This is a genomic window from Nonomuraea sp. NPDC003201 (genome assembly GCF_053590415.1).
The window spans coordinates 19,974-45,401 of sequence record NZ_JBSFTC010000064.1 but is presented as its reverse complement, the minus strand read 5'-3'; the positions used below and the strand labels follow the sequence as shown (position 1 = coordinate 45,401).

Sequence of the window (25,428 nt, the reverse complement as noted above, 5' to 3'; positions counted from 1 at the left end):
GCTCGGCCGGCGCCGCCTGCTCGCTCGCGGCGGGAACCGGCGCCGGGTGCGCGGGCTCGGCCGCCCGCGGGTGCGCCAGGCGTACCAGGACCGCCGAGAACAGCGTGTTCAGCACCGGCCGGGCCTGGATGAAGGGCTGGTCCACCAGCTCCCTGCTGGTCAGCTTCAGCAGCCCGGCCCACGATCCGGCCCGGTCGAGGGCGATCGCGACGGCGGGCTCGTCGGCCTCCTCCGGGTCCAGCACGTACAGCGCCGGCAGGACGTCACCCACCGCCGCCGCGGGCCAGTGCTCCAGGGCGATCTCCGTCAGCAGCTCGCCCAACGACTCGGGGCCGATGGCCGCCAGGACGTGTGGCATGGGCAGACTGCGCCACCACGCGTCGGGCAGCTCCGGCTGCCCGGTGAGCAGCGTGATCGTCGTGGCGTCGCTCCACCTCAACGGTGGTACGAGGTCGCTCAGGCAGAAGTTCATCCCGTTCCGTTCACCAGCCCCTCACGCCGCCGCCGCAGCGGTGCAGCCATAATCTCGCCGCCCACGGAACAGACCATAGTCCGGCAAATCAGCCCTACGCATCATGTACAACGCATCAACGCCGAACAGCGGCAAAGCGTAGACGCACGTAGTCGGCCATCCAGCCAGTCTCCCTGCGAAGCGCGGGCGCGGCCAACTCGTTCACACGATGAAGCAGGGGCTCCACGATCTCCGGCGGGAGTCCTTCGAGCACCGACGAGGCGAACATGCGCACCCAGTCGGCGGCCCCGCCGGGGCACTCGTCCAGGGGGGTCGGCCGGTCGAAGTATTCCAGCAGCCTGACCACGAACCCTTCCTGCTCGAGGCGGCGGGCGTACTCGGCGGGCGAGGGAAAGTACCACGGAAGATCGGGTTCGCGCAGGCCGTACTCGCGCCAGGCCGTCAGCATCGCGGCGGTCAGCTCGGCGCAGTTGCCGGCCCCGCCCATTTCGGCGACGAAACGCCCGCCGGGCGTCAGCGCCTCGCGCACGCGCGCGATCACCAGCCCGGGGTCGCGGCTCATCCAGTGCAGCGCCGCGTTGGAGAACACCGCGTCGTACGGGTTCACGACGTTGAAGTCGTGCCCGTCGCCGACGATGAAGTTGATCCCCGGGTACTGCGCGATGGCCTTCTCGATCATCGCGGGGGAGCCGTCGATGCCCAGCACGTCCGCGCCCCTGAAGGCGATCTGCGAGGTGAGCACGCCCGTGCCGCAGCCGAGGTCGAGCACCCGCTCGCCGGGCCGCGGATCCAGCAGGTCGACCAGCGGCGCGCCCTGCGTGGAGACGTAGCCGAAGCTGCTGTCGTAGGCGCGACTGTTCCACCGCTCCAAGCTCGGTGTGTCATATCGCAAGACGATCAGCTCACATTCGATCAGACAACGGGCCCCCCTGGCCGTGCTGTCTGCTCACTTTAGAGCCTGAACGTCCCTACGACATATCAAGTCACATCGGACTCATCCGACACTCTTCGTCCATTCCCGGCTGAGATACGCCTTCGCCGCGTCTGCCTGCGGGATTGTCATGAGGACCGGCGGGCCCGGAGCCTTGGGAAGTTTCGCGGCCTGCTCGGCGTCGAGCGTGCCCTTCATGAGCATCGCCTCACTGCGCGCCGGGCGGGCGAAACCCTTCTGGAAGAGGTTCTGGCCCTCGTTCGAGAACAGGAACTCCTGCCAGAGGCGGGCCGCGGCCGGATGCGGGGCCGCCTTGCTGATGGCCTGCATGTGGAAGCCGCCGAGCGGCGCGTCCTTGGGGATCGTGACCTTCCACGTGTCGGAGTGGGCGGCGCTGCGGGCCGCGTTCAGGTGGTCCCAGGCGATGACCGTGTTGGCCTTGGCCAGGTCGGTGAGCCGCCCGGCCTGCTTGAGCTTGGCGAACAGCGCCACCCCCTGCGACGGCTGCGGCACGCCCGAGCGCATGGAGGCGGCCATCACGCCGTCGAACGCCCCGTCCGAGCGCAGCGGGTCGCCGTCGAGCGCGACCCGGTAGCCGGGATTGAGCAGGTCGGCGAAGGAGGCCGGGGGCTTGACCTCGCGCGGGTCGTACCCGATGGACATGAAGCCGCCGTAGGCGGCGTACCAGGCGCCGGACGGGTCCTTGACGTCGTCGGGCAGGTCCTGCCAGCCCTGCACCTTGTACGGGGCGAACCGGTCGGCCCCGGAGACGGCCACGTCCAGGGTCAGGTCGAAGACGTCGGGCTTGAGCTGCGCGGCGGCGTCGAGCTCGCGCTTGCTGCCGGCGGTCGGCTCCAGTTCGTTGACCTTGAGCCCGTACTTGTCGGCGAACGTCTCGATGATCTCGCCGTAGTTGACCCAGTCGTGGGGCAGCGCGATCACGTTGAGCCTGCCCTCACGCTTGGCGGCCTCGACCAGCCGGTCCATGGTGGCGAAGCCGGCCTTCATGGAGCTCGCCTGGACGTTGATCGGCGGCAGGTTCTTGGGCTGGGAAGAGGTGGAGTGGGTGGACGACGCGCCGCATCCGGCGCTGGCGAGGATGGCTGCTGCGGCGGCGCAGGTACGTACGGTCACACAACGAATACTTACCGTTACATTCGTTCAGGTCGAGGAGGCGCGGCCGGAACGACCTTGGCGGCCACCAGCGTCTCCTCCGGGATCTCCACCACAGTGCCGTCTCGTTTGCGAACTTTGAGTAGTCCGTCCTCCCACGACACGAGGATGCCCACCGCATCTCGAAATCCCCCGGGAACGCGCCTACGGGTGGTGATGCGTGCGCCTATATCCTGATTTGTGATCGCGATGATGAGACGTGCGGCCACGACTTTGCCACCCTCCGTTTCGGCCAGCTGGCAAGCACGGCAATACTAGGGCGTAGCAAACCGCGGTCAGAGACATGCCATGGTGCGGAGAAGAAGGAGCTCGAGGTGACCTACGTCATCGCGCAGCCTTGCGTGGACGTCCTGGACAAGGCGTGCATCGAGGAGTGCCCCGTCGATTGCATCTACGAGGGCGAGCGCATGCTTTACATCCACCCCGACGAGTGCGTGGACTGCGGCGCGTGTGAGCCTGTATGCCCCGTCGAGGCGATTTTCTATGAGGACGACCTTCCCGAGCAGTGGAAGGACTTCTACAAGGCGAACGTGGACTTCTTCGAGGACCTCGGCTCGCCCGGTGGCGCCTCGAAGGTCGGGAAGATCGCCAAGGACCACCCGGTGGTCGCCGCCCTGCCGCCGCAGGGTGAGGACCACTAGCCGATCCTGACACGCCGGGTACGGGGGCATCCGGGCCGGATGCGCCCCGTCGGCGTGCGCTTTTTGAGTACGGCACGCACAACCCTGGAGAACCGTGAACAAGTTGCCCGACTTCCCCTGGGACCGGCTGGAGCCGTACAAGGAGCGCGCGCTCGCACATCCCGACGGCATCGTCGATCTCTCGATCGGCACACCCGTCGATCCCGTGCCGCAGGTCGTCCAGGACGCTCTCGCGGGGGCGGCCGACAGCCCCGGCTACCCCTTCACGCACGGCACCAAGGCGTTGCGCGAGGCGGCGGCCGGGTGGCTGCGGCGCAGGCACGGCGTCTCCGTCGACCAGCAGGACGTGCTCCCGCTGATCGGCTCCAAGGAGTTCGTCGCCTGGCTGCCCACCTACCTGGGCGCCGGGCGGGTGGTCTTCCCCGAGCTGGCCTACCCCACCTACGACGTGGGCGCCCGGCTGGCCGGAGCGGTGGGCACGGCCTCCGACAGCACGCTCGCGCTCGGCCCCGAGCGCGTCGACCTCATCTGGGTCAACTCCCCGGGCAACCCCACGGGCCGGGTGCTGCCCGCCGAACACCTGCGCAAGGTGGTCTCCTGGGCCCGTGAGCGCGGCGCCGTCGTGGCCTCCGACGAGTGCTACATCGAGCTCGGCTGGGAAGAGGAGCCGATCTCGATCCTCCATCCCGACGTCTGCGGCGGCTCCCACGAAGGGCTGCTCGCGGTTCACTCGCTCTCCAAGCGCTCCAACCTGGCCGGCTACCGCGCCGGGTTCGTGACGGGAGATCCCGTCCTGGTCAAGCGACTGCTGGAGACGCGCAAGCACGCCGGCATGATCATGCCCCAGCCCGTACAGGCCGCCATGACGGTCGCGTTCGGCGACGACGAGCACGCCGACCTGCAGCGCGAGCGGTACGCCGCCCGCCGTGCCCTGCTGCGGCCCGCGCTGGAGCGGGCGGGATGGCACATCGACCATTCGACGGCCGGGCTCTACTTCTGGGCGTCGAACGGGCAGAGCGCCTGGGATCAGGTCGGGAAGCTTTCCGAAATCGGCATTTTGGTCGCGCCCGGCGAGTTCTACGGATCGGCAGGTGAGCGGCACATCCGCATCGCGGTTACCGCGACTGATGAGCGGATCGGTGCGGCGGTGCGCCGCCTCCAGTAGGATCGCGCGTCATAGCCGGGCAATCCGGCTGACCCGCATAAATTGATAAGGGCTTTTGCCGAGGCAGACCGCGAGTGGAGCGAGCTGATCGATGAGCATGACCTCCATGGTCGTACTCGGGCTGAGCATCGCCACCGTCCTTCTGTTGCTTGGGGCTTTTCTGGCCACCATGCGGCAGGACAGGAAGGGCCGTACGAGCGCGCCGCCGGTCGAGGTCGCCCCCATCGAGACCCCGCTGCCGGCGCCGGTGAGCGCGCCCGGGCATGCCGGCACCGACTACACCGACCCTCGCACGATCCGGGTCGGCGACCGGATCGAGGTGCATGGATCTCCCCGCCGGGTGCTCGGCGCGTTGTTCGTGTCCTGGCAGGGGCAGCAGTGGGTCGAATACCTCCTGCGGGACAGCGCCCGCCGCTTCCAGTGGCTGTCGGTCGAGGCGCACGAGGGTGATTCGCCCCATCTGGAGGTTCAGCTCTGGACGGACGTGCCCACGCAGGGGATGGTCCCGGCCAAGAGCACGCTGGTGATGGAGGGCGTGGAGTTCTCCCCGATCGAGCGGGGCACGGCGGCGTTCCGGAGCGAGGGCGACACCGGCCATCCCGACCGGGGCCTGCTGGACTTCGCGGACTATCGCGCCTCGGACGGGCGGTTGCTGTCGTTCGAACGCATCCAGGGGCAGTCGTGGACGGCCAGTTACGCCCAGCCCCTGCCGCCGGGCTCCATCACCATCGTCCGCCGCGCCTCCTGACCCTGCTCAGGAGAGCTCGACCTGGGTGGTGCCGGCCTTGCCGCCGGTCTGCCAGTTCTCGAGCTTGACGTCGTTCTTCCACGTCGCCCCCGCGTACCCGACCTGGCGCAGCGCGTACTTCTGCGAGTAGGACACCAGCCAGGCGGAGATCAGCCAGCCGCGCCGCTCCGAGGTGACAGCCGTGCTGCCGAGCGCCCTGGCCAGCTGCTTGCGGGCCTCGGCGGTGCGGGGCTGCGGCGCCGGGGTCTTCTTGCCCGGCGGGTACCAGCAGTGGACGGCGCGCGGGACACGCCCGGTGAAGGCGGCGGCCAGCAGTTTGGCCTCCGGCTCGTGCTGCGCGTACGCGTAGCCGCCCGCCGAGCGCTGCACCTCCTGGGCCGCTTCGGCCACCGGGAGCTTGCGGTAGTTCTTGACCTTCTCCAGCGCGGCGAAGAACTTGTTCGTGGCGTAGACGGGGTCCATGAGCTGCTTCTTGGTGCCCCAGCCCTGCGACTCCCGCTGCTGGAACACGCCCACCGAGTCACGGTCGCCGTAGTCGAGGTTGTAGACCTTGGATTCCTGCAGCGCCGTGGCGAACGCGATCACGACGGCCCGTTCGGGCAGCCGGCGGCGGGCCGCGACGGCCGCGATGGTGGCGGAGATCTCGGCCTGCTCGAAGTCGAGCTCGCGCTCGCCGAGCGGGGTGCGCACGGTGCAGTGCGGCTCCGGCTCCACCGCCAGCGGCTTGGTCTTCTTCAGCAGGTGGAAGAGGCCCACGGAGATGCCCACGGCGAGCACGACGACGATGATCGCGATGGTGATGACTCCACGGGAGAAGCGCAGGCGCACCCTGAAGAACCTACCCGTGGCGGATAAGCTCCGTGGCCATGAGTGACGTGAGCACCACCTCACCGATTTCCCCGGTGGTGGACGAGTTGTGGGAGCGCCGGACGGAGCTGTCGCCGGCCGACGCCGAGGCGCGCCGGCTGATCGTCGGCGCCGTCGACCTGCTCGACAGGGGCGAGGCCAGGGCCGCGCGCCTGGAGGGTGGCGAGGTGGTCGTGGACGAACGCGCCAAACGGGCCATCCTGCTCAGCTTCAAGGTGCTCGGCATGGCGCGCTCGCAGGTGGGCGACTTCCAGCACCACGACCGGGTCCCGCTCAAGAGCTCGCTCGACGGCGTGCGCGTGGTGCCCGGCGCGATCGCCCGCTGGGGCTCGTACCTGGCGCCCGGGGTGGTGCTGATGCCGTCGTTCACGAACATCGGCGCGTACGTGGACGAGGGGACGATGGTGGACACCTGGGCCACCGTCGGCTCGTGCGCGCAGATCGGGAAGAACGTCCACCTCTCGGGCGGGGCGGGCATCGGCGGCGTGCTGGAGCCGCCCAACGCCGTGCCGGTCGTCGTCGGGGACGGCGCGCTGATCGGCAGCCGCTCGATGATCGTCGAAGGAGCCCGGGTCGGCGAGGGCGCGGTCGTCGGCGCCGGAACGATCCTGTCCGGCTCGATCCCGGTGATCGACGTGCAGACCGGCGAGGAGCTGGCCCGCGGCCACGTCCCCGCGTGGTGCGTGGCCGTCGGCGGCACCCGGCAGAAGGAGTTCCCCGGCGGCACGTTCGGCCTGCCGTGCGTGCTGGTGCTCAAGCGCCTGGAGCCGGGGCAGCGACACGACAAGGCGGCGCTCAACGACGTGCTGCGCGAACACGGAGTGAACACCTGATGCTTGATCTCACACAGGACGTACGCGCGCTGACCGCGGCGATCGTGGACATCGAGTCGGTGAGCGGCGACGAGCGGGCGCTGGCCGACGCGGTCGAGCGGGCGCTGTCCGCGCTGCCGCACCTCAAGGTCGACAGGTCGGGCGAGACGGTCGTGGCCCGCACCGAGCTGGGCCGGTCCGAGCGGGTGCTGATCGCCGGGCACCTCGACACCGTCCCCATCGCCGGCAACCTGCCCAGCCGGGTGGAGGGCGACCTCCTCTACGGGTGCGGCACGTCCGACATGAAGGCCGGCGTGGCGGTCGCGCTCAAGCTGGCGGCCACCGTCCCCGCTCCGAACAAGGACGTCACGTACGTCTTCTACGACTGCGAGGAGGTCGAGGCCGAGCGCAACGGCCTCAACCGCGTGGCCAGGGACCATCCCGACTGGCTGGCGGCCGACTTCGCGGTGCTCATGGAGCCGACCGACGGGACGATCGAGGGCGGCTGCCAGGGCACGCTGCGCGCCGAGGTCACCGTCAGGGGCAAGCGGGCCCACAGCGCCAGGTCGTGGTTCGGGGTCAACGCCATTCACGGGATCGAGCCGGTCCTGGCCAGGCTGAACGCGTACGAGGCGCGGCTGCCGGTGGTCGACGGCCTCGAATACCACGAGGGCCTGAACGCGGTCGGCGTCCGGGGCGGGGTCGCGGGCAACGTCATCCCCGACCTGTGCGTGGTGTCCGTCAACTACCGGTTCGCGCCCGACCTGACGATCGAGCAGGCGCAGGAGCACGTACGCGAGGTCTTCGACGGGTTCGAGGTGAGCTTCGTCGACGCCGCGCCCGGGGCCAGGCCGGGGCTGACGCACCCGGTGGCGGCGGCCTTCGCCGAGGCGGTCGGCGGCACGCCGCGCGCCAAGCTGGGCTGGACGGACGTCGCCCGCTTCTCCGCGCTGGGGGTGCCCGCCGTGAACTACGGTCCCGGGGATCCGAACCTGGCGCACCAGCAGGGCGAGTACGTGTCGCTGTCGAAGATCGTCGAGAGCGAGCGGGCCATGCTCAACTGGCTCACAATATGAAAGTGGCCTTCCTCGCCGGCCATTTGGCGGGGAAGACCACTTTCAGTCCCGAGCAGCACCCTCGTGCAGTTAGACGCAGGGGGGTCGAAATACGGTTCCCTGGTTTTTCCAAGTTTTTTTTGGAGCCTGGGTTCACCGGTCTGACCTGCGGTGTTCGCGCTCAGGACGCCCATCTCGCCTGAAGAGGGCTAGCGTGACCACCATGGAACAGTCTCGTCCTGAACGCCGTCAGGGCCAGGCGGTCGTACGCGGCCGCCTGGTGCCCAGCTCCACGCACGACCAGCGCCTGCTCGCCCGCCAGGGGTCCTCTGACTGGGTCCACATGGACCCGTGGCGGGTGCTGCGGATCCAGGCCGAGTTCGTGGAGGGCTTCGGCCAGCTCGCCGAGCTGCCGCCGGCGGTCACGGTCTTCGGCTCGGCGCGCACCGCGGATGGGGCGCCCGACTACCAGCAGGGCCGCGCGCTCGGCCGGGCGCTGGCCGAGGCGGGCTACGCGGTCATCACGGGCGGAGGCCCGGGCGTCATGGAGGCCGCCAACCGCGGTGCGAGCGAGGTGGACGGCGCGATGTCGGTCGGGCTCGGCATCGAGCTCCCGTTCGAGCAGAGCATGAACGACTATGTCGACCTCGGCATCGAGTTCCGCTACTTCTTCGTGCGCAAGACGATGTTCGTCAAGTACTCGTGCGGCTTCATCGCCCTGCCCGGCGGTTTCGGCACGCTGGACGAGCTGTTCGAGGCGCTGACGCTGGTGCAGACCCACAAGGTCACCTCCTTCCCCGTGGTCCTGATGGGCTCGGAGTTCTGGGGCGGGCTGCTCGACTGGATCAAGAGCACCCTGCTCGGCACCGGCAAGATCGCCGCCCAGGACCTCGACCTGATCACCGTCACCGACGACGTGGACGAGGCCGTGCGCATCATCGTGGACGCCGACCTGGCCCGCTCCAGGCAGCGCGAAGAGGAGCTGGAAGCCGCCGCGGCCCAGTTCGCCGAGCCCCAGTAGGCTTCCTGGATGTGAATATCTGCGTCTACTGCGCCTCCAGCCTGAACATCGACAAGAAGTACATCGATCTGGCCGGACACGTGGGCGCCGAGCTCGCCAAGCGGGGTCACACCCTGGTGAGCGGCGGCGCCACGGTCTCCTGCATGGGCGCGGTCGGCTCGGCCGTCCGCGCGGGCGGCGGCCGCACGATCGGCGTGATCCCGCAGGTGCTGGTGGACGTCGAGGTGGCGGACGAGGAGTCGGACGAGCTGATCGTCACCACCGACATGCGCGAGCGCAAGGGGATCATGGACGCCCGCTCCGACGCGTTCCTCGTGCTGCCCGGCGGCATCGGCACGCTGGAGGAGCTCTTCGAGATCTGGACCGCGCGGGTGCTCGGCATCCACGACCGGCCCCTGGTGATCCTCGACCCCTGGGGTCTGTACGACCCGCTCAAGCAGCTGATGAACCACCTGTACGACGAGGGCTTCACCCGGCCCGACGTCTTCGACGCGATCTCGTGGACCTCCACGGTGGAGGAGGCGTTCGCCCACCTGGAGGCGCGTCCGCAACCGGTCCGGCCCAGCGTCGCCGAACTCGGCGAGGCGGTCGGCTGACCGGCGCGCTCATCGCCCGGAGACGCACGGACTGCGGCAAGTGCGGGACCTCATGCCCCGATGGTGTGAGTACGATGCCAATGTGCTGGTCATTCTCGCCATCGCCGCCATCGCCATCTTGGCGTGTGTGGTCTTGGTCTCCCTCGGTAGGGGCGGTGAGCTGACCGAGTTCCCGCCCGATGTGCCGCCTCTCGACCTGCCCGAGCCCGGACAGTTGACGGCGGTCGACTTCATGGCGCTCCAGCTTCCGGTCAATCTGGTCGGCTATCACACGGCGAGCGTCGACGAGACCCTGCGCAGGGCCGCCAACGCGATCAGCGCGCGTGACACGCGGATCGCGGTGCTGGAGCAGCGGGTCTCCGAGCTGCTGTCGAGCCGGTTGCACGCGCGCCAGGAGATCTACGCCGCGCCGGGGGCGGGGCTGCGTACCGACCACGCCCCAGAAGCCCCGGCGGTGGCGCGCGAGCTGCCGGAGTCCGGCGATCCCGTGGAGGTGAGCGGCGCCACGGTGTCCTGGGACGGCACGCCGGACCTGCGGCGGGCGCCGGAGGACCCGGAGTGGCGGATCCCGCCGGGCGACGGCGAGCCGGCCCCGGAGGCCGCTCCGGACGAGCAGGCCGAGGCGGAGTCTCCCGACGGCGAGGCCCCAGCGGCCGAAAGCACAGCGGCCGAGGAGGCCGCCGCCGTTGTGGAGCCCTCCGTCGATGAGAAACCGGACGAGAAGCTCGACGAGACCGTCGAAGCCGGCGAGGTCTCCGACTCGGTGGACGAGTCCAAGGACGGCGCGGAGACCGCTCAGGCCGCGCCGCTGGCCAAGGATGGGGACGGGCGCCCGTGACCGAGCTGATCCGGTGCTCCTGGACGGGCATGGCGGGCAACGCTGCCTACATCGCCTACCACGACGACGAGTGGGGCCGCCCGCTCACGGGCGACGACGCGGTCTTCGAGCGCGTGGCCCTGGAGGCGTTCCAGTCGGGCCTGTCATGGCTGACGATCCTGCGCAAGCGGGAGAACTTCCGCGCGGCCTTCGACCGGTTCTCGATCGTCAAGGTGGCCGCGTACACCGAGCAGGACGTGGAGCGCCTGCTCGGCGACGAGGGCATCGTGCGCAACCGGGCCAAGATCGAGGCCGTGGTCGGCAACGCCAGGGCCGCCATGGACCTTTCCGAGGGCCTGTCGGACCTGGTGTGGCGCTACGCCGACCCGGAGGCCCCCGCGCCGAAGAGCATGGCCGACGTGCCCGCCATCACGCCCGGCTCCAAGGCGCTGGCCAAAGAGCTGAAGAAGCACGGCTTCAGGTTCGTCGGCCCGACCACGGCCTACGCGTTGATGCAGGCCATCGGCCTGGTCAACGATCACATCGAGGGCTGCGTGGCCCGTTCGCGCTGAGCTCGAAGGTGTGGGTCGCGCCGAGTGACCCGCCGAGCTCGACGGTCACGGCGGTCGTCTCCCCGGCCCGCGCCGTGACGGTGTCGTCGGCCCTGATGAGCCCGCCCAGCGGGTGGCCGAACGTGATCGTCACGACGTCCACCGTCCGGCTCGGGTCGGCCACCGCCACGGCCACCCGCCCGCCGGCGCGCCGCACGATCACCACGCACGGCGCGTCCACCGCGATCTCCCCGACGGTCCCGGCCGTCCAGAACCCGGCCGCGAGCAGCCCCCGCGCCCGCACGGCCTGCAGCTCGGCGGTGTTGGCGGCCACCCGCACGGGACGCCGCCCGCGGTACCTGCGGGTCCGCTCGCGCGTCGCGCCCGGCAGCACCGTGTACGCGTAGGAGGCGTTCACGGGGTCGACGCCGTGGTCGATCCAGAGGCTCGCATAGCGCCGCGTGACGGGCTCGACGGCGCCGCCGGTGTCGTCGCCCGCGTTGATGTCGCGCCACCTGCCCGTACGCGTCTCCACGGCGCACTGAGCGCCGTCCAGCACGTAGCCCGCGACTCCGGGCAGGTGCGCCCAGCCGTCGCCGACGTGCGGCCGCGCGTCCGTGGCCCGGTTCTCCACCACGGTCACCACCCCGCGCCCGTCCGAGCCGGTGATGCCGCTGCCGAGCGCCACCACGGCTGCGTCGAGGAAGAACCACGACTTGCGCGCCCGCAGGCTCGCGCCCTCGCTCGCCAGCTCCATCACGGCGGCCCCGTACCGGCCGTCGAGCACCGCGCCGCCGACCCACGCGCCGGGCGGGCAGTGGGCGCGGAAGGAGAGGTCCGCGCGCTCGCGGTCGTCGACGGTGGTCCCGGGCAGCCGGTACGGATCCACCGTCGGCCAGAAGCCCTCCCCGAACTGGCCCAGGTCGCTCGTGTAGAGGTAGGTCATGCCGTCGCCGGTGTACCAGCCGTGCAGGTTCTCGCCGTTGATCGCCTCGTACGCGGCGATGCGGCGCGACGAGAGGCTGAGCGCGAACGACCAGGTGGGCCGCCGGTGCACGATCCGGTCCATCGAGGGGAACACGAAGTGCCCGACGGGTCCGGGCGCGGCCTCGACGTCCAGGTCGCGCAGCACCGCGACCGCCCGCCGGGTCTCCGGCACGTCCGCGTGCTCCAGGTAGGGGTGGGCCTTGCCGCGCTCGATCCACCCCTTGGCCAGCTCCCGGAAGCGGCCGGCGTACGGCTCCGGCGCGCTCTGGGCCAGCAGCAGGACGGCGCCGATCAGGCCATGGCCGGCCACGGCGTCGGAGAACGCCTGCCGCGTGGCCGCCCGCCCCCTGACCGTGTCCATCAGCAGCCCGTCGTGGACGAACGGCGCGTACGACCGCTCGACCGCGTCCAGGACCACGGGCAGGCCCGGATCGCGGACCTGCCACGGCGAACCGTCCAGGAGCGCGAGCGCCTCGGCGACCGCGATGATCAGCGACAGGCCGTAGGAGCCGGTGTACGCGACGCACTCGTGCTGGATGAACGACCCGTCGCGGTAGAAGCCGTCGCCGGACTCGACGTGGCGGAAGACGCTCCTGAGCCCGCCGTCGCGCACGTCCGACAGGCCGTCGCGGGCCAGCGCCAGCTTGTCCGCGCTGCGTCCCGCGATGCCGCGGAAGGCGAGGATGGAGGCCTTGTCGGCCCGGTTGGCGCCGCTCTCGCCCGCCTGCGGGTTGCCGGCCCGGCGGTCGGCGTCCGGGCAGAACCGGTCCACCGCGGTCAGGTAGGCGTCGAGCCTGGCCGCGTCGAGCCGGTCGCCGAGCAGCACGCACAACCGGCTCAGGTGGGCGGGCGTGCCGATCTCCCAGAACCACCAGTTGCCCGTCTCGGGGAGCCGCTCGTTGTAGTGGCGCTCGTGGAGCACGTCGAGCGCGTCCACCACCCGGGCCGCGACGGCGTCGTCGCCGTGCTGCGCGGTGCCGGGCGTGGCCCAGGCCGTGGCGATCCGCCGAAGGCGTCCGTAGCTGCCCGTGACGTTGCCGGGGCCGCCGGCCGGCGGCAGGTCCGGCCAGAGCGTTCCGGGCGCCATCGAGGCCAGCAGGCCGCCTGCGGCCTCGCTCAGCCTGGCCAGCGGCCCGGCGTAGACCGGATCGGAGACGTCGATCCCGCCGCCGGTGAGCAGGCCGAGCGCGCCCGCGCGGAGAACGTCGAACGCGGGCCCGCCTCCGGCGGCGGCCTCCTGCGTGGCCGTCTCCTGCGTGGCCGGGTTCTGCGCGGTCGGGTTCTGCGTGGCCGGGTCCGGTGCGGCCGGGTCCGGTGCGGACGTCACTCGGCGCGGAACGTCGGGCGTTCCTTGGCGAGGAAGGCGCGGGTGGCGTTCAGGTGATCCAGGGTGGCGGCGCATTCGTCCTGGAGGTCGGCCTCCATGGCGAGCGAGTCGGGCAGCGAGTGGGTCGCGGCGTAGGCCAGCGCCCGCTTGGTGGCGGCGTAGGCGAGGGTCGGGCCCTGCGCGAGGCGTACGGCCAGCTCGTGGGCGGTCTTCAGGACGTCGTCGGCGGGCACCACGCGCGTGACCAGGCCCAGCTCCAGCGCGCGGGCCGCGTCGAGCGGCTCGCCGAGCAGCAGCAGCTCGGCCGCGCGGCCCCGGCCGACCAGGCGCTGCAGCGTCCAGGAGGCGCCCGAGTCGGGCGCCAGGCCGATGCCGGCGAACGCCAGCGCGAACTTCGCCTTCTCCGAGGCCACCCGCAGGTCGCAGGCGAAGGCCAGGGACGCGCCCGCGCCCGCGGCGACGCCGTTGACCGCGGCCACCACCGGCTTGGCCATGGTGGTGATCAGCTCCACGATCGGGTTGTAGTGCACGCGGACGGTGTCGGCCAGGCCGCGGCCCGCCTCCAGGTTGCCGGCGTGCTCGCGCAGATCCTGGCCCGCGCAGAAGGCCCGGCCCGAGCCGGTCAGCAGCACGGCCCTGATCGCGGGGTCGCCCGCCGCGCGGCGCAGCGCGTCGAGGAGCGCGTCCTTGGTCTCGGTGGTCAGCGAGTTCATGGCGTCGGGGCGGTCGAGCGTGATGGTGGCGACCGTGTCGGCCACGTCATAGCGGATCAAAGTAACTCCCTCTCGACGAACGCGGCGGCCGCGGGCAGCAGCCGGGCGGCCTCCTGCTCGAAGTACGCCCTGGCCTTCTCGCCCGGCCAGCCGGCCGGCAGCAGTTCGGGCGGCAGGCCCGGGTCGCGGAACAGGAAGTTGCGCCAGCCGTGCACGAGCCTGCTCCTGGTGGCGAACACCTGGTCAGCCGGTGCTCTCTCGGGCAGCGTGCTGATCAGCGTGACAGCCTCGGCGAGCCAGTGCTCGTACGCCTCGCCGATGGCGGTCAGATCCCACGCCCTGGCCACCAGCTCCCGCGGGTCGCCCTCCAGCGCCGAGTCGAACCTGTCGGCCCGCACCCCCTCGCCGTCGAGCAGGTTGTCCAGCTCGATCGAGGATCGTGGACCGATCCACGTCGTCTCGGACAAGGACGCGTACCCGAGGAAGGCCAGGTCGGCCCTGAGCCGCTCCCTGCGCGGCCGCTCCTTCACCGGCGCGAAGACGATCACGTGCCACCGGCCGTGCCAGGTCAGAGTCCCGGCTCGGTAAATTCTGAGCGCGGCCTCGTCCAGGCGCCGGCCGCATTTCGGGGTCAGCCCGTAGCCGGCTCCCTGCGGCAGTTTCACCGGCCGCAGCCACCCTTGGCGCACCATTCGTGACACAGCGGTGCGGACGGCGGGAGGGGCTATTTCCAGGGGTTTCATGAGCCTTACGAGCGAGGCGACGGACGCCTGTCCACCGCGCGAGCGCAGGTGGTCTCCATAGAGATCGAACAGAGCGGCGCGAGCGTGCACGAAGTCCAGTTTGGACGCCATCGCACGGCTCGACAACGCATTCTGGGAGGAGATCGTTACCCATGAGCGCTCTCGATGCGGGAGAATAGGACATCACAGAAGACGTGAATGCGCCGACCACCCCTCACGGGCGGTCGGAAATCGCGGGCCGCGGGAGCCCAAGGCAGGAAGGGATGCACGCATGGCGGCGATGAAGCCGCGGACCGGCGATGGTCCGCTCGAGGTCACCAAGGAAGGGCGCGGCATTGTCATGCGGGTCCCCCTGGAGGGTGGCGGCCGGCTCGTCGTGGAGATTTCCGCCGACGAGGCGAAGGCGCTCGGCGAGGCGTTGAAGAACGTCGTCGGCTGAGAGCTCCCGAGAGACCACCTTTTCCACGACCCTGGCGTAATCCGGCGCCAGGGTCGCTGACGTTCGAGGAGAGTATCCGTGCCCATCGAGACCACTGCGTCGGTGGTCGCCCAGGTTCCCGACGGAGCCGAGCTGCTGGCCGTTCCCTTTGACTCCACTCTCAGCCCCGAGGTCGAGCTGCACCTGCCGGTGTCCGACCTGCTGGCCCACTACGAGGCCAAGGGGGAGGCGGGGGAGATCGTCGAGGTTCCCGTGGCCAGGGGCGGCGGTGTCGGCCGCGTCCTGCTCTACGGAGTGGGCGACGGCTCGCCGCGTGCCCTGCGCAAGGCCGGCGCCGCGCTCGCCCGCAGAGCCAAGGGCAGGGACACGCTGACCGTGGTCGCGCCTGAGGGCGACGTGGCGGCGTTCGCCGAGGCGGCGCTGCTCGCGGCGTACTCGTTCAAGATCGGCAACGGGGGCAAGAAACCGGTGCGGGCGCTGGCCTTCGCGGGCGCGGACGCGGCGCAGGTGCGGCGCGCGCAGGTCGTGGCGCAGGCGGTGGCGCTCGCCCGCGACCTGGCCAACACGCCTTCCTCCGTCAAGAACCCCGCGTGGCTGGCCGAGCGGGCCGCCGAGGTCGGGGTGCCCGCGCGGATCTGGGACGAGGAGCAGCTGCAGGCCGACGGGTTCGGCGGCATCCTCGCGGTCGGCAGGGGCTCGGCCAGCCCGCCCCGGCTCATCCAGCTCTCCTACACCCCCGCCGAGCCCACCGACCGGCACGTGGTGCTGGTGGGCAAGGGGATCACGTTCGACTCGGGCGGGCTGTCGCTCAAGCCCAACGAGAACATGAAGACCCAGAAGACCGACATGGCGGGCGGCGCGGTGGTGATCGCCGTGCTCGGCGCGCTGGCCGAGCTGGGCGCTCCCGTACGGGTCACCGGGCTGATCGCCTCCGCCGAGAACATGCCCTCGGGCACGGCGCAGCGGCCCAGCGACGTGATCAAGCATTACGGCGGGCGCACGGTCGAGGTGCTCAACACCGACGCCGAGGGCCGGCTGGTGCTGGCCGACGCCCTCGCCTACGCCGACGCCGTCCTCGACCCCGACGAGGTCGTGGACATCGCCACCCTCACCGGGGCGATCACGGTGGCGCTCGGCCGCAACGTCGGCGCCGTCTACGCCTCCGACGACGTGCTGGCCAAGCGGCTCCTGGACGCCGGGCAGGTGAGCGACGACCGGCTGTGGCGGATGCCGCTGATCGAGGACTACACGCCCGCGCTGGAGTCGTCGATCGCCGACCTGGCCAACGTCGAGGCCGGGTCCAGGTTCGGGGCCGGGTCGATCACGGCGGCGCTGTTCCTGCGGGAGTTCGCGGGGCGGCGGCCGTGGGCGCACCTCGACATCGCCGGCGTCGGGCGCAGCACGGTGGACGAGGGCACGCTGACCAAGGGCGCCACGGGATTCGGCGTCCGCCTCCTGCTGGAGTGGCTCACCCGCGCCTAGCCGATTCGCTCGCGACTGGGCGGCCCACCGGGGCCGGCCGGCTCGCGCGGGCGGCGCTCCGCCGGAGCGACTCGCCTGCGGCTAGTCGGCGATCTTGATGGCGGCCAGCAGGCCGTCGCCCAGCGGCATGAGCACCGAGCGCAGGCGGTCGTCCGACTGCACCAGCTTGCCCACCTCGCGCAGCGCCACCGTGTCGGTGTCGCGTTGCGCGGGGTCGGCCACCCGGTTGTGCCACAGCATGTTGCCGAAGGCCACGATGCCGCCCACGCGCAGCAGGCGGACCGCCTCGGCGAGGTAGTCGGCGTACTCCTGCCTCGCGCCGTCGGCGAACACCATGTCGTAGCCGCCGTCCGACAGCCGCGGCAGCACGTCGAGCGCCCGGCCCGAGATGAGCCGCACCCGCCCGCCGGAGAAGCCCGCCTCCGCGAACGCCTGTCTGGCCAGTCGCTGGTGCTCGGGCTCGACGTCCACGCTCGTGAGCGTCCCGTCCGTACGCATGCCGCGCAGCAGCCACAGCCCCGAGACGCCGCAGCCCGTGCCGATCTCGACGACGGATTTGGCGTTGACGGCGGTGGCGAGGAAGCACAGTGCCGCCCCGCCTCCGGGAAGGATGGGCGTGGCCCCCATCTCCAGCCCGCGCTGTCGCGCCGTGTGCAGGAGCTCATCTTCCTGATGGAACTGCTCCGCATAGGCCAGAGTGGCCTCCACCGGGTTGGTCATCGGCCGCCTCCCCCCGCTTTCGTGCGATTGGTCCTCGAGATTGGCACCGATCGCAGCCTAGGGGAGACACGCCAGGACGGGAACTCAGGAGGGACCTAAGGCGTTGCAGGTTTAAACGGGCTTTGCCGGTCCGGAAGGCAGGCAGTGCGCACGAAGGGACGAAACCAGGCACTATGGCGGTAGCGGTGGTCCCAAAGAGAGGAGTTCTGGTGGACGAAAGCGACCACCAGGCGGATGCTCCCGTGTCGTCTGATTGGACACCTCCCACATGGGAGGAAGTGGTGCGGACTCACTCCGCACGCGTGTATCGGCTGGCATACCGGCTGACCGGCAATGTCCACGACGCGGAAGACCTCACCCAGGAGGTCTTCGTCCGCGTCTTCAGGTCGCTGTCGAGCTACACCCCTGGCACGTTCGAGGGGTGGCTGCACCGGATCACGACGAACCTGTTCCTCGACATGGCGCGGCGCAAGCAGCGCATCAGGTTCGAGGGGCTGGCCGACGACGCCGCCGAGCGGCTGCGTGGCCGTGAGCCGTCCCCGGCGCAGGCGTTCGACGACGCCCACCTGGAGCCCGACATCCAGGCCGCCCTCGACGCGCTCGCCCCCGAGTTCCGGGCCGCGATCGTGCTGTGTGACATCGAGGGCCTTTCTTACGAGGAGATCGCGGCCACGCTCGGCGTCAAGCTGGGTACGGTCCGAAGCCGTATTCACCGTGGCCGGGCGCAGTTGCGGGAGGCACTCGATCATCGAGCCCCCCGTAATTCTCAACTCCCCCCGACCGTGATCCGTGGGGAGGAATTCTGATGGCTCATCTTGGAGAACGCGTGTCCGCGCTCGTGGACGGCGAACTCAACCACACCGAGCGCGAGCGCGCGCTGGCTCATCTGACCTTCTGTGCCGACTGTCGGCAAGAGGTCGAGTCGGTGCGGGCGCTGAAGTCGCGCCTGCGCTCCCTGGAGGGGCCGGCGATGCCGGCCGATCTGACGATGTCCCTGCTCCGGATGGCGGAGCCGGGCGGCCCGCTGCCGCCGAGGGAGCGCCCTTTTCCGTCCCGCACCTTCGGCGGGGTGCCCATCCCTGGGCCGCACACCATCGCTCCGCTGGACAACCGCCCGCGGAGGGACGCCACTGGTGGGGCCTCGGGCCCTGGTCGCGGCGGTAGGCGGCGTTCGACCTACGTGGCCGTAGGGGTGGTCTCCGCGGCCGTCGCGCTCGGCACCTTCTTCGCGGCCACCGGCGTCGGACAGAACAACCCGGCGCCGCCGGTGGAGCTGTTCCAGCAGCCGCGCACCTCGCCGGCGGGCGCGCCTTCGACAGCCACTCCTTGACCTGGGGTTGACCTCCGGTTATGCCTGGGAGACTTGGACTTGGCGTACTTGGCAGCGCGCTGGGCATACGATCTGGGTTCGGGATTTGTCACAAGCGATTCCTGACAAATGCTTTATGACCCTCGTATGCCGCAAGAGCGAGGATTGCGGTGGCCGAGCCAAGGAGTGGTGAGACTTAGATGACCGACGAGACGCGCCCCACCGAAGGACGCACGCCGTCGGACTACCCCGAACCACAGGGGCGGCCGGACTTCCTGCCCGCGGACGACTCGCCTGACCAGGCCGGCCGGTTGCCTGAGCCGCCCGCCTCGTTCGGCACCTCTTGGGGCGACCCGTCGGGTCGCCCCTCTTCGGGTGTCCCCCCGTACGGTGGCCCGACCTCCGGCGCTCCCACGTTCACCAGCCCCTCGTTCGGCTCCCCGAGCTCCTACGAGAGCCCCTCGTACAGTCACGAGGGCAATGGCCCGTCGTTCAGCGCCTCCTACGACAGCGGCTCCTCGTTCGGAAGCCCTTCCTACGAGAGCACCGGTCCCTCCTACGGGAGCGGCCCCTCGTATGGGAGCGCTCCGTCCTACGGCAGCGGTCCGTCCTATGGGAGCGGTCCGACGTATGGCGGCGGGCCGGACAACGGGACGCGTGCCTACGAGAGCCCGCTGTTCGGCGGCCCGTCCCCGTCCGGTCCCACCGGCGGCAACACGCCGCCGCCACCGCCCCGTCAGGCGCTTCCCATGGGCGCGGGCTGGGCGCCGCCGCCTCCCGGCTCGGACGCGGGCTCCTCGGGGGGCAGGCGCGGGCCGGGCACGGTCCTGCTCGTCTCGACCGCCGTGGCCATCGCCCTGGTGGCCTCGCTGCTCGGCAGCGTCGGCACCTACCTGCTCACCAAGCCGAGTGACGGCAACGACCCCGGCTACAGCCTCGGCCCCCTGCCGACCGGCGGCGCCGCCAACCGGGAGCCCGGATCGGTGGCCGGCGTGGCCGCACGGGTGCTGCCCAGCGTGGTCTCGATCGAGGCCGGCACCACCACCGAGGGCGCGACCGGGTCCGGCTTCCTGATCAAGAACGGCTACGTGGTGACCAACAACCACGTCGTCGCGCTGGCCGCCAAGGGCGGCGAGATCCGGATCATGTTCAACAACCGCAAGACCACCCCGGGCAAGATCGTGGGCCGCGACCCCGGCTCGGACCTGGCCGTGATCAAGCCCGAGGACACGTTCGGGACGCCGGAGATCACCCTCGGCAACTCCGACCAGGTCGTGGTCGGCGACCCGGTCATCGCGATCGGCTCCCCGCTGGGCCTCACGGGCACGGTGACCACGGGCATCGTCAGCTCGCTCAACCGCCCGGTCATCGCGGGCGACGAGACGGGCTCCGGCACGGAGGAGCCCGCCTACATCAGCGCCATCCAGACGGACGCGGCCATCAACCCGGGCAACTCGGGCGGCCCGCTGGTGAACGGCAAGGGCGAGGTCGTCGGCGTGAACTCGGCCATCGCCACCCTCGGCCGCTCGGTGAACAGCCAGAGCGGCAGCATCGGCCTGGGCTTCGCGATCCCCGTCAACCAGACGCGGCGCGTGGCCGAAGAGCTGATCACCACCGGCAAGGCCAAGCGGCCCAGGATCGGCATCGTCCTGGACAAGGACTACAAGGGCCAGGGCGTGAAGATCGCGTCGTCCCCCAGCGGCGGCCGCCAGCCGGTGGACGTCAACGGGCCGGCGGACAAGGCCGGGCTGAAGGCGGGCGACGTCATCCTGGAGATGGACGGGCTGGCCCTGCAGGACGGGAACGAGCTGATCGCCCTGATCCGCAGCAAGGCGCCGGGCGCCAAGATCACCATCAAGTACCAGCGCGCCGGCCAAGAACGCACCGCTACCTTGACCGTCGTCGCCGACAACGAGCCCACCCCGACGCCGTCCTGATCCGCCCGGCCGTCCTTCGCGACGGCCCCTCGGGTGGTTTGGTGTCCGTCCTTCGGCTTTTGCGACTACGCACGGCGAACATCATCCGCGCCGTCGGTGGTATCCGTCCTTCGGGTTTTTACGGCTGCGCACGGTGAACATCATCCGCGCCGTCGGTGGTGTCCGTCCTTCGGGTTTTTACGGCTGCGCACGGCAGGCACCACCCGCCGACCCGGGTGACCGGCCCTCCAGGGAGACGCTTACCGGCTTCCCGGCCGCGCCGCCGTAACGGACGGTGCGACCGGCTGGGTGGCAGACGCGTTGACCAGGGCCGGAGGGGTGCATGCGGGGAATGTCGGTGATATGACCGAGGGGGGACGACCGACCTACCCCCGGGAGCCCTTAGTCTGTGGATAGGCCGGGGTTGTCCTCGGAGTGATTGGACTGCGGTAGGAGCTCACGGTGTTCGGACTCGGGTGGATGGAGATCGGAGCGCTGATCGTCATCGCGCTGCTCGTCTTCGGTCCCGACAAGCTGCCTCAGGCCGCATCTCAGGCAGGCAAGACGCTGCGCAACCTGCGCCGGATGGCGAACAACGCGCGTGACGACCTGCGTTCCGGGCTGGGCCCGGAGTTCTCCAATTTCGACCCCGCCGACCTCAACCCGAGGAACTTCGTCCGCAAGCACTTGCTCGACGACCTCGAGGACGACTGGAACGACAAGCCTCGGGAGCTGGAGCCCGCCACGACGGCTCCGTACTCGCCCGAGCCGGTGGACGAGCTCGGCTACGGGGAGATTCCCCCTTACGACTCAGAGGCGACCTGACGGGCCGGGGAAGGCTCGTCGCCGTCCATACGGCGTGCCGCGCCCCGGACGGCACACGAGGGCTCAAACAACCCGTCGCCCGTCCCCTGGGGCCGGCGTCGCCCACGAGCGCTCATATGGCCCTCTGAGGGTCCTCCACGCCCGTTCGGGCGCGCCTGGTCAACGCTGTTGACCACCCAGCCGGTGACGCCTGCCCGTTACGGCGGCGCGCCGGGGAAGCCGGTGAGCGTTCCCCTGGAAGGCCGGCCACTCACGTCGGTGTTGAGCGACGAGTTTCTGTCAGTGGAAACGACAGGTTCTTGGCAGTGGCTCGCGACAAGTTGATGTCAGTGAGGGTGACAGTCAGTCACTGCGCTCTGGAGGCGAAGCCGGGTGGCGTGCTGCCCGGAAGCCGTCTCGCGGTGCATGGGTGTCGGCCGGCGCGCTGGGCCGGTGGTCAAGACTGAAGCGAACAGCGTCGTCCAGGCTGACGCGGAGCGGGGTGCGGAACTTTCCGATCAAGGCGAGCAATTCGCAACGATCATCGGTTCACGCGGTCCCGACGCCGACGGGCGGCGCGGATCTCGGCGTCGGCGACCTTGTCGTCCAACAGCGCGTACAGCTGCGTCGTTTCGGTTGAGGCGTGGCCGAGGCGCCGCCGTACGGCCTCGATGGACACCCCGGCGTTGACGAGCTCGGTGGCGTGGGCGTGGCGTAGCTGGTGGATGTCGATCTCGACGCGTGCGGCGGCGCAGTAGCTCTGCCAACGGTGATGGGCGGCGTCGTACGACAGCGGCCCGCCGCGGCCGTTGATCGAGGCGCGGAACAACGGCCCGGCGGAGTAGCCGGCGCGGGCCAGGTAGAGCTTGAGCAGGGCGACGTAGCCGCGGTCGTCGAGCAGGACGGTGCGGACGCTGCCGCCCTTGCCGTGGATGCGGACGTGTTCGTCGTCCAGGCGCAGATCGAGGTCCTCGACGTACAGGCCGCACACCTCCGAGGCGCGGGCGCCGCACACGTAGGCCGTCTCGAACAGCACCCGGTCGCGCAGCCGGTCCAGCGGCACGTCTTTGCGCGGTCGCCGTGAGCAGATCACCGCCAGCACCTTGGCCACGTCGGCCGCGCTGGCGGGGCGGGGCAAGTTCTTGGGCACCTTGACGGTGTCGATGCGGTCCATCGGGTTGGCGTCCAGGAGATCGTGGCGGACGGCCCACTTGGTGAAGGAGGCGACGGCGGCGCGCTTGCGCTTGCGACTGGCCGGCGTCAGCCCGGCGAGCTCGGCCAGGTAGGCGCGGACCGGTGCGGCGGTCAACTCGGCGAGGTCCTCGCCGTGGTGGGCGGCGAAGGCGATCAGGTCGCCGCGGTAGGCGCGCCGGGTGTGCGCCGACTTCCCGGCGTTGGCCAGATCGGTGAGGAAGTCGTCGAGATGGCGGGCGAGCGGGTGGGAGCGGCCGAGCTGCTCGGCGATGACCGGATCCACCGTGCCGACCTTCACCACTCGCGAAGTTGCCAGATAACCGGGAAACGAAGCGTCCGCGCCGGGCGACGGCGGCCCAGCTCGCGCTATGCCGGTGATCGCTATCTTGCCAGATAACGAAGGTTATCTAGTAACCCCTGCCCGTGTCTGGTCGTCGGCATGGCCGTGCGTGAATCGGCATCGGCCGGCCTGGCAGTCCTTCAGGCTCTCCGCAGCCCTCCAGGCGCCAGCGCTCGCTGTCGCAGATGGCCCCGCCCTGGTCGTGCGCGATCAGGGCGTCGATGACCTCATCCAGGGTGAAGCTCGACTGACTCGGCGGCCGTGATCGTCGAGTCAGTCGACCGGTCGGACCACGCGACTGACTCGGGGCCTGCGACTCACCCTCCGGCCACCTAGGGCACCCCGGCCGCCGCCTCGACGTCGTTCTCGGCGGGAGGGTAGGCGTCGCGCAGGCGTTCCATGGTCGCCGTCACGACGGCACGGACGTCCGCCTCGCGCAGCGGGGCGGAGAGCAGTGCCGTGCTGAACGAGAAGCCCTCGATCAGGGTGAACAGCAGGAGCGCCTCGCGGTGCAGCGACTCCTCGTCGACGACGCGGTCGGCCAGCGCCTGGCGCAGCAGCGAGCGGATCACCTCGGCGGCTGCGAGTGACATCGCAGCGCTGTCGGCCGCGAACTCCGGGTCCGTGCGTGCCATGACGCGGTACTCGACAATGGCGGCGTTCTCCTTGCGCTCCTGCTCACTGGTCGGCGCGGCGAAGGTGACCACGTCCGCGATCCGCGTCACCGGGTCGTCGGACATCGTCGTGGCGCGGCCCACGGCGCGCTGCATGAGCACGCCCAGCGTGAAGCGCATGACCTCGCGGACGTGGTCGCCGAAGTAGTGCCGGATGCTCCCGATGGCCAAGCCAGTGCGAGTGGCGATCCGGGCGAGAGTCACCGAGCGGAGCCCGTGCTCGGCGATCTCGTCGATCACGGCGTCGGCGACCTGTTCCCGGCGGGCATCCGGGTCGACTCGCTTGGGCACGGCAACCATCCTAACCCACGTTTTGGCATGGCCGTGCTAGCTTATTTGGCATGCCAGCGCTAAATAAATCAGGAGGCCTGAAGATGCGATTCCTTCGTCACGTGATCCAGACCATCCGAGCGAACCGCGGTGCCTACCTCGTCCTGAACGCGATCGTGTACGGCCCGGTTCTCGTCGGCTTCGGGGTGGGTCTGCTCTTCCCCAGCCTGGCCGCCGCGCAGGTGGAGTCCCTGAAGAGCAGCGGCACGGGGGACCTGGTGCAGTCGCTGCTCGAGAACCCCTGGCTGCTCGCCCTCGCGATCCTCGCCAACAACGCGCTGCGGGCCGGCCTGCTCATCCTCGTCCTGCCATCGATGATCGTGCCGTTCGCGGGCATCCCCTGGTTCGCCTGCAGCCAGTACACGGTCGGTGTGACCCTCGCGCCGGCCAACGAGGCCGCCTGGCTGGCCCTCATCCCGCACTCGCTGACCATCCTGATCGAGTTCCAGGCGTTCGTGCTGCTCGCGCTCGGCGCCTACCTCCTCGGGCGGGCGTGGATCCGGCCCCGGACCGTCGACGCCGTGAACCGGCGTCAGGGGTATGTCCGCGGGCTGCGGCAGCTCGGCCGACTGAGCCTGCCCGCCCTGGCGTTGCTCGTCGTCGGGGCGATCTACGAGTCGTTCTCGCTGATCTACCTGGTCCCCCTGCTCACGGAGGGCTGAGCGATGCGGAACAACTCCCAGGGTGGCGCTTCACGCCGTGACGACCCGCGCCGGGCAGCACCGGGTCGCCCCAGCGCACGACCACGGACGACTTGTAGCCGTCCGGAACGGTCAACGCGTCGTCCGTGTTCGGCTGCACGGCGGTGAAACGCAGGTCGCTGCTTCCACCTCCGTGCCAGCCGCCCCTGGCGGCGGCCGCCTCCGCCTCCGGCTCATCGGCGAGGGCCGGTGCTGCGTCCGCGACCCCAACGCCCGCCACGACCGCGCCGAGCGCGCCCGCGCGCAGCACGCCGCGCCGCGACAGCGCGTCCTTCACCACGTCACCGAAATAGGCGTTCTCACTGGTGTTCGCCACGTCGTGCGCGCACGCGTCGCCGCAGCGGAACTTACAGGTCAGCGCGGATCGGCCGCCTTTGTGCGGGGTGGAAAGCAGCGGTAGCAGCCGCCGTCCCGCGTTGAGGTCGCCACAGGTCCTCCAGATATGTGCGCGGTGACAACCTGGGGTCCTGGTCATATCCGGCCGGAAATTCCGCTAAGCCTTCGGGCCACCGGAAAACAGCTCGGCCAGCCCCTCCGGCCACACTGACCTCATCTGGGCGGTGGCGGTCGGCACCCCTGGACCGCAAGACCATCGCCGTATCCGGCAGCGAGGACAAGACACTGCGGGTGTGGAGTTTGGGATCGCCGTAACCGGTCCCTGGACAGATGCTCGGTGAAGTTCTTGGCGCGAATCTCCAGCAAGGTCTATCACCAGGGGTGCTGCTACCCATCCAAGCGCGGTCTCGCCCCTCCCACTGACATCTGTTCCGCACGGCTCACTGACACCATCTCCGCGCTCAACAGCATGGGTGTCGGCCGGCGCGCTGGGCCGGTGGTCAAGACTGAAGCGAACAGCGTCGTCCAGGCTGACGCGGTGCGGCCCGTTCTGACTGTGGAGCA

Annotated in this window: 27 protein-coding genes and 1 pseudogene; 16 read left to right on the top strand and 12 right to left on the bottom strand. The window is 70.4% G+C overall.

Features of this window, described 5'->3' with window-relative positions:
- The 4 genes and pseudogenes from ACWDX9_RS23410 to ACWDX9_RS23395 form a co-directional block, all read right to left on the bottom strand.
- Window positions 1-472, bottom strand: a pseudogene (locus ACWDX9_RS23410) (hypothetical protein); the annotation flags it as partial.
- 115 nt (window positions 473-587) lie between these two features.
- Entirely contained in the window at window positions 588-1,364 is a 777-nt protein-coding gene (locus tag ACWDX9_RS23405; RefSeq protein WP_449957271.1) for a class I SAM-dependent methyltransferase, read from the bottom strand.
- Between the two features lie 102 nt (window positions 1,365-1,466).
- Complete coding sequence (locus tag ACWDX9_RS23400; RefSeq protein ID WP_449957269.1) at window positions 1,467-2,537, bottom strand: ABC transporter substrate-binding protein; 1,071 nt, start codon at window positions 2,535-2,537, stop codon at window positions 1,467-1,469.
- A gap of 17 nt (window positions 2,538-2,554) precedes the next feature.
- Window positions 2,555-2,785 carry a putative acetyltransferase gene (locus ACWDX9_RS23395; protein WP_364242039.1) on the bottom strand — a complete coding sequence of 77 codons (231 nt, stop codon included), beginning with the start codon at window positions 2,783-2,785 and terminating at the stop codon, window positions 2,555-2,557.
- A gap of 105 nt (window positions 2,786-2,890) precedes the next feature.
- Between ACWDX9_RS23395 and fdxA the strand changes: the two genes are divergently transcribed.
- From fdxA to ACWDX9_RS23380, 3 genes are all read left to right on the top strand, one after another.
- Window positions 2,891-3,217: a ferredoxin gene (fdxA, locus tag ACWDX9_RS23390; protein ID WP_449957267.1), complete on the top strand. Its 327-nt coding sequence runs from the start codon at window positions 2,891-2,893 to the stop codon at window positions 3,215-3,217.
- 94 nt (window positions 3,218-3,311) lie between these two features.
- Window positions 3,312-4,382 carry a succinyldiaminopimelate transaminase gene (gene dapC / locus ACWDX9_RS23385; RefSeq protein WP_449957265.1) on the top strand — a complete coding sequence of 357 codons (1,071 nt, stop codon included), beginning with the start codon at window positions 3,312-3,314 and terminating at the stop codon, window positions 4,380-4,382.
- Between the two features lie 91 nt (window positions 4,383-4,473).
- Window positions 4,474-5,130 (top strand): DUF4178 domain-containing protein, encoded by a 657-nt coding sequence (locus tag ACWDX9_RS23380; protein ID WP_357733396.1) that lies wholly within the window; start codon window positions 4,474-4,476, stop codon window positions 5,128-5,130.
- A 6-nt stretch (window positions 5,131-5,136) separates the two neighbouring features.
- Here ACWDX9_RS23380 and ACWDX9_RS23375 read toward each other — a convergent pair whose 3' ends face one another.
- Complete coding sequence (locus tag ACWDX9_RS23375) at window positions 5,137-5,958, bottom strand: hypothetical protein (protein ID WP_449957262.1); 822 nt, start codon at window positions 5,956-5,958, stop codon at window positions 5,137-5,139.
- A 38-nt stretch (window positions 5,959-5,996) separates the two neighbouring features.
- On the opposite strand from ACWDX9_RS23375, the gene ACWDX9_RS23370 reads away from it, so the two are divergent.
- The 6 genes from ACWDX9_RS23370 (at window position 5,997) to ACWDX9_RS23345 (ending at window position 10,870) form a co-directional block, all read left to right on the top strand.
- Window positions 5,997-6,830 carry a 2,3,4,5-tetrahydropyridine-2,6-dicarboxylate N-succinyltransferase gene (locus ACWDX9_RS23370; protein WP_449893569.1) on the top strand — a complete coding sequence of 278 codons (834 nt, stop codon included), beginning with the start codon at window positions 5,997-5,999 and terminating at the stop codon, window positions 6,828-6,830.
- Window positions 6,830-7,885: a succinyl-diaminopimelate desuccinylase gene (gene dapE / locus ACWDX9_RS23365; RefSeq protein ID WP_449957261.1), complete on the top strand. Its 1,056-nt coding sequence runs from the start codon at window positions 6,830-6,832 to the stop codon at window positions 7,883-7,885. The genes ACWDX9_RS23370 and dapE overlap by 1 nt, the downstream gene beginning before the upstream one ends.
- A gap of 202 nt (window positions 7,886-8,087) precedes the next feature.
- Complete coding sequence (locus tag ACWDX9_RS23360; RefSeq protein ID WP_449957259.1) at window positions 8,088-8,885, top strand: LOG family protein; 798 nt, start codon at window positions 8,088-8,090, stop codon at window positions 8,883-8,885.
- A gap of 11 nt (window positions 8,886-8,896) precedes the next feature.
- A complete protein-coding gene (locus tag ACWDX9_RS23355) occupies window positions 8,897-9,481 on the top strand; it encodes an LOG family protein (RefSeq protein ID WP_350725504.1) in 585 nt (194 codons plus the stop codon).
- An 82-nt stretch (window positions 9,482-9,563) separates the two neighbouring features.
- Window positions 9,564-10,319, top strand: a complete 756-nt coding sequence (locus ACWDX9_RS23350; RefSeq protein ID WP_449957257.1) for a hypothetical protein — start codon at window positions 9,564-9,566, stop codon at window positions 10,317-10,319.
- 29 nt (window positions 10,320-10,348) lie between these two features.
- Complete coding sequence (locus tag ACWDX9_RS23345; RefSeq protein ID WP_449957273.1) at window positions 10,349-10,870, top strand: DNA-3-methyladenine glycosylase I; 522 nt, start codon at window positions 10,349-10,351, stop codon at window positions 10,868-10,870.
- On the opposite strand, the gene ACWDX9_RS23340 is transcribed toward ACWDX9_RS23345, so the two are convergent.
- The 3 genes from ACWDX9_RS23340 to ACWDX9_RS23330 are packed head-to-tail and all read right to left on the bottom strand — an operon-like array spanning window position 10,830 to window position 14,730.
- Window positions 10,830-13,163, bottom strand: a complete 2,334-nt coding sequence (locus tag ACWDX9_RS23340) for a polysaccharide lyase 8 family protein (protein ID WP_449957255.1) — start codon at window positions 13,161-13,163, stop codon at window positions 10,830-10,832. The genes ACWDX9_RS23345 and ACWDX9_RS23340 overlap by 41 nt on opposite strands.
- Window positions 13,160-13,936 carry an enoyl-CoA hydratase-related protein gene (locus ACWDX9_RS23335; RefSeq protein ID WP_449957254.1) on the bottom strand — a complete coding sequence of 259 codons (777 nt, stop codon included), beginning with the start codon at window positions 13,934-13,936 and terminating at the stop codon, window positions 13,160-13,162. The genes ACWDX9_RS23340 and ACWDX9_RS23335 overlap by 4 nt, the downstream gene beginning before the upstream one ends.
- On the bottom strand, window positions 13,933-14,730 hold the full coding sequence (locus ACWDX9_RS23330) for a PaaX family transcriptional regulator (RefSeq protein WP_355197185.1): 798 nt from the start codon (window positions 14,728-14,730) through the stop codon (window positions 13,933-13,935). Before ACWDX9_RS23330 ends, ACWDX9_RS23335 begins: the two co-directional genes overlap by 4 nt.
- A gap of 160 nt (window positions 14,731-14,890) precedes the next feature.
- Here ACWDX9_RS23330 and ACWDX9_RS23325 point away from each other — a divergent pair, with 160 nt between their 5' ends.
- On the top strand, window positions 14,891-15,058 hold the full coding sequence (locus ACWDX9_RS23325) for a DUF3117 domain-containing protein (protein ID WP_020545024.1): 168 nt from the start codon (window positions 14,891-14,893) through the stop codon (window positions 15,056-15,058).
- A gap of 78 nt (window positions 15,059-15,136) precedes the next feature.
- Window positions 15,137-16,540 carry a leucyl aminopeptidase gene (locus ACWDX9_RS23320; RefSeq protein ID WP_449957252.1) on the top strand — a complete coding sequence of 468 codons (1,404 nt, stop codon included), beginning with the start codon at window positions 15,137-15,139 and terminating at the stop codon, window positions 16,538-16,540.
- 81 nt (window positions 16,541-16,621) lie between these two features.
- Here ACWDX9_RS23320 and ACWDX9_RS23315 read toward each other — a convergent pair whose 3' ends face one another.
- The gene (locus tag ACWDX9_RS23315; protein WP_350725493.1) at window positions 16,622-17,260 is read right to left on the bottom strand and encodes an O-methyltransferase; all 639 of its coding nucleotides are present in this window, start codon (window positions 17,258-17,260) and stop codon (window positions 16,622-16,624) included.
- 173 nt (window positions 17,261-17,433) lie between these two features.
- Between ACWDX9_RS23315 and sigE the strand changes: the two genes are divergently transcribed.
- From sigE to ACWDX9_RS23295, 4 genes are all read left to right on the top strand, one after another.
- Window positions 17,434-18,066: an RNA polymerase sigma factor SigE gene (sigE, locus tag ACWDX9_RS23310; RefSeq protein ID WP_350725491.1), complete on the top strand. Its 633-nt coding sequence runs from the start codon at window positions 17,434-17,436 to the stop codon at window positions 18,064-18,066.
- Window positions 18,066-18,590 (top strand): anti-sigma factor family protein, encoded by a 525-nt coding sequence (locus tag ACWDX9_RS23305; RefSeq protein WP_350725489.1) that lies wholly within the window; start codon window positions 18,066-18,068, stop codon window positions 18,588-18,590. Before sigE ends, ACWDX9_RS23305 begins: the two co-directional genes overlap by 1 nt.
- Before the next feature lie 179 nt (window positions 18,591-18,769).
- Window positions 18,770-20,506 (top strand): trypsin-like peptidase domain-containing protein, encoded by a 1,737-nt coding sequence (locus ACWDX9_RS23300; protein ID WP_449957249.1) that lies wholly within the window; start codon window positions 18,770-18,772, stop codon window positions 20,504-20,506.
- 441 nt (window positions 20,507-20,947) lie between these two features.
- Entirely contained in the window at window positions 20,948-21,310 is a 363-nt protein-coding gene (locus ACWDX9_RS23295) for a sec-independent translocase (protein ID WP_449957247.1), read from the top strand.
- Between the two features lie 520 nt (window positions 21,311-21,830).
- On the opposite strand, the gene ACWDX9_RS23290 is transcribed toward ACWDX9_RS23295, so the two are convergent.
- Complete coding sequence (locus ACWDX9_RS23290; protein WP_449957245.1) at window positions 21,831-22,781, bottom strand: tyrosine-type recombinase/integrase; 951 nt, start codon at window positions 22,779-22,781, stop codon at window positions 21,831-21,833.
- 374 nt (window positions 22,782-23,155) lie between these two features.
- Window positions 23,156-23,797 (bottom strand): TetR/AcrR family transcriptional regulator, encoded by a 642-nt coding sequence (locus ACWDX9_RS23285; protein ID WP_449957243.1) that lies wholly within the window; start codon window positions 23,795-23,797, stop codon window positions 23,156-23,158.
- Window positions 23,798-23,871: 74 nt separating this feature from the next.
- Between ACWDX9_RS23285 and ACWDX9_RS23280 the strand changes: the two genes are divergently transcribed.
- On the top strand, window positions 23,872-24,489 hold the full coding sequence (locus tag ACWDX9_RS23280; protein ID WP_449957242.1) for a stage II sporulation protein M: 618 nt from the start codon (window positions 23,872-23,874) through the stop codon (window positions 24,487-24,489).
- Here the strand turns inward: ACWDX9_RS23280 and ACWDX9_RS23275 are convergent.
- Window positions 24,476-24,844: an alkaline phosphatase PhoX gene (locus tag ACWDX9_RS23275; protein ID WP_449957240.1), complete on the bottom strand. Its 369-nt coding sequence runs from the start codon at window positions 24,842-24,844 to the stop codon at window positions 24,476-24,478. The genes ACWDX9_RS23280 and ACWDX9_RS23275 overlap by 14 nt on opposite strands.
- Between the last annotated feature and the right edge of the window lie 584 nt (window positions 24,845-25,428).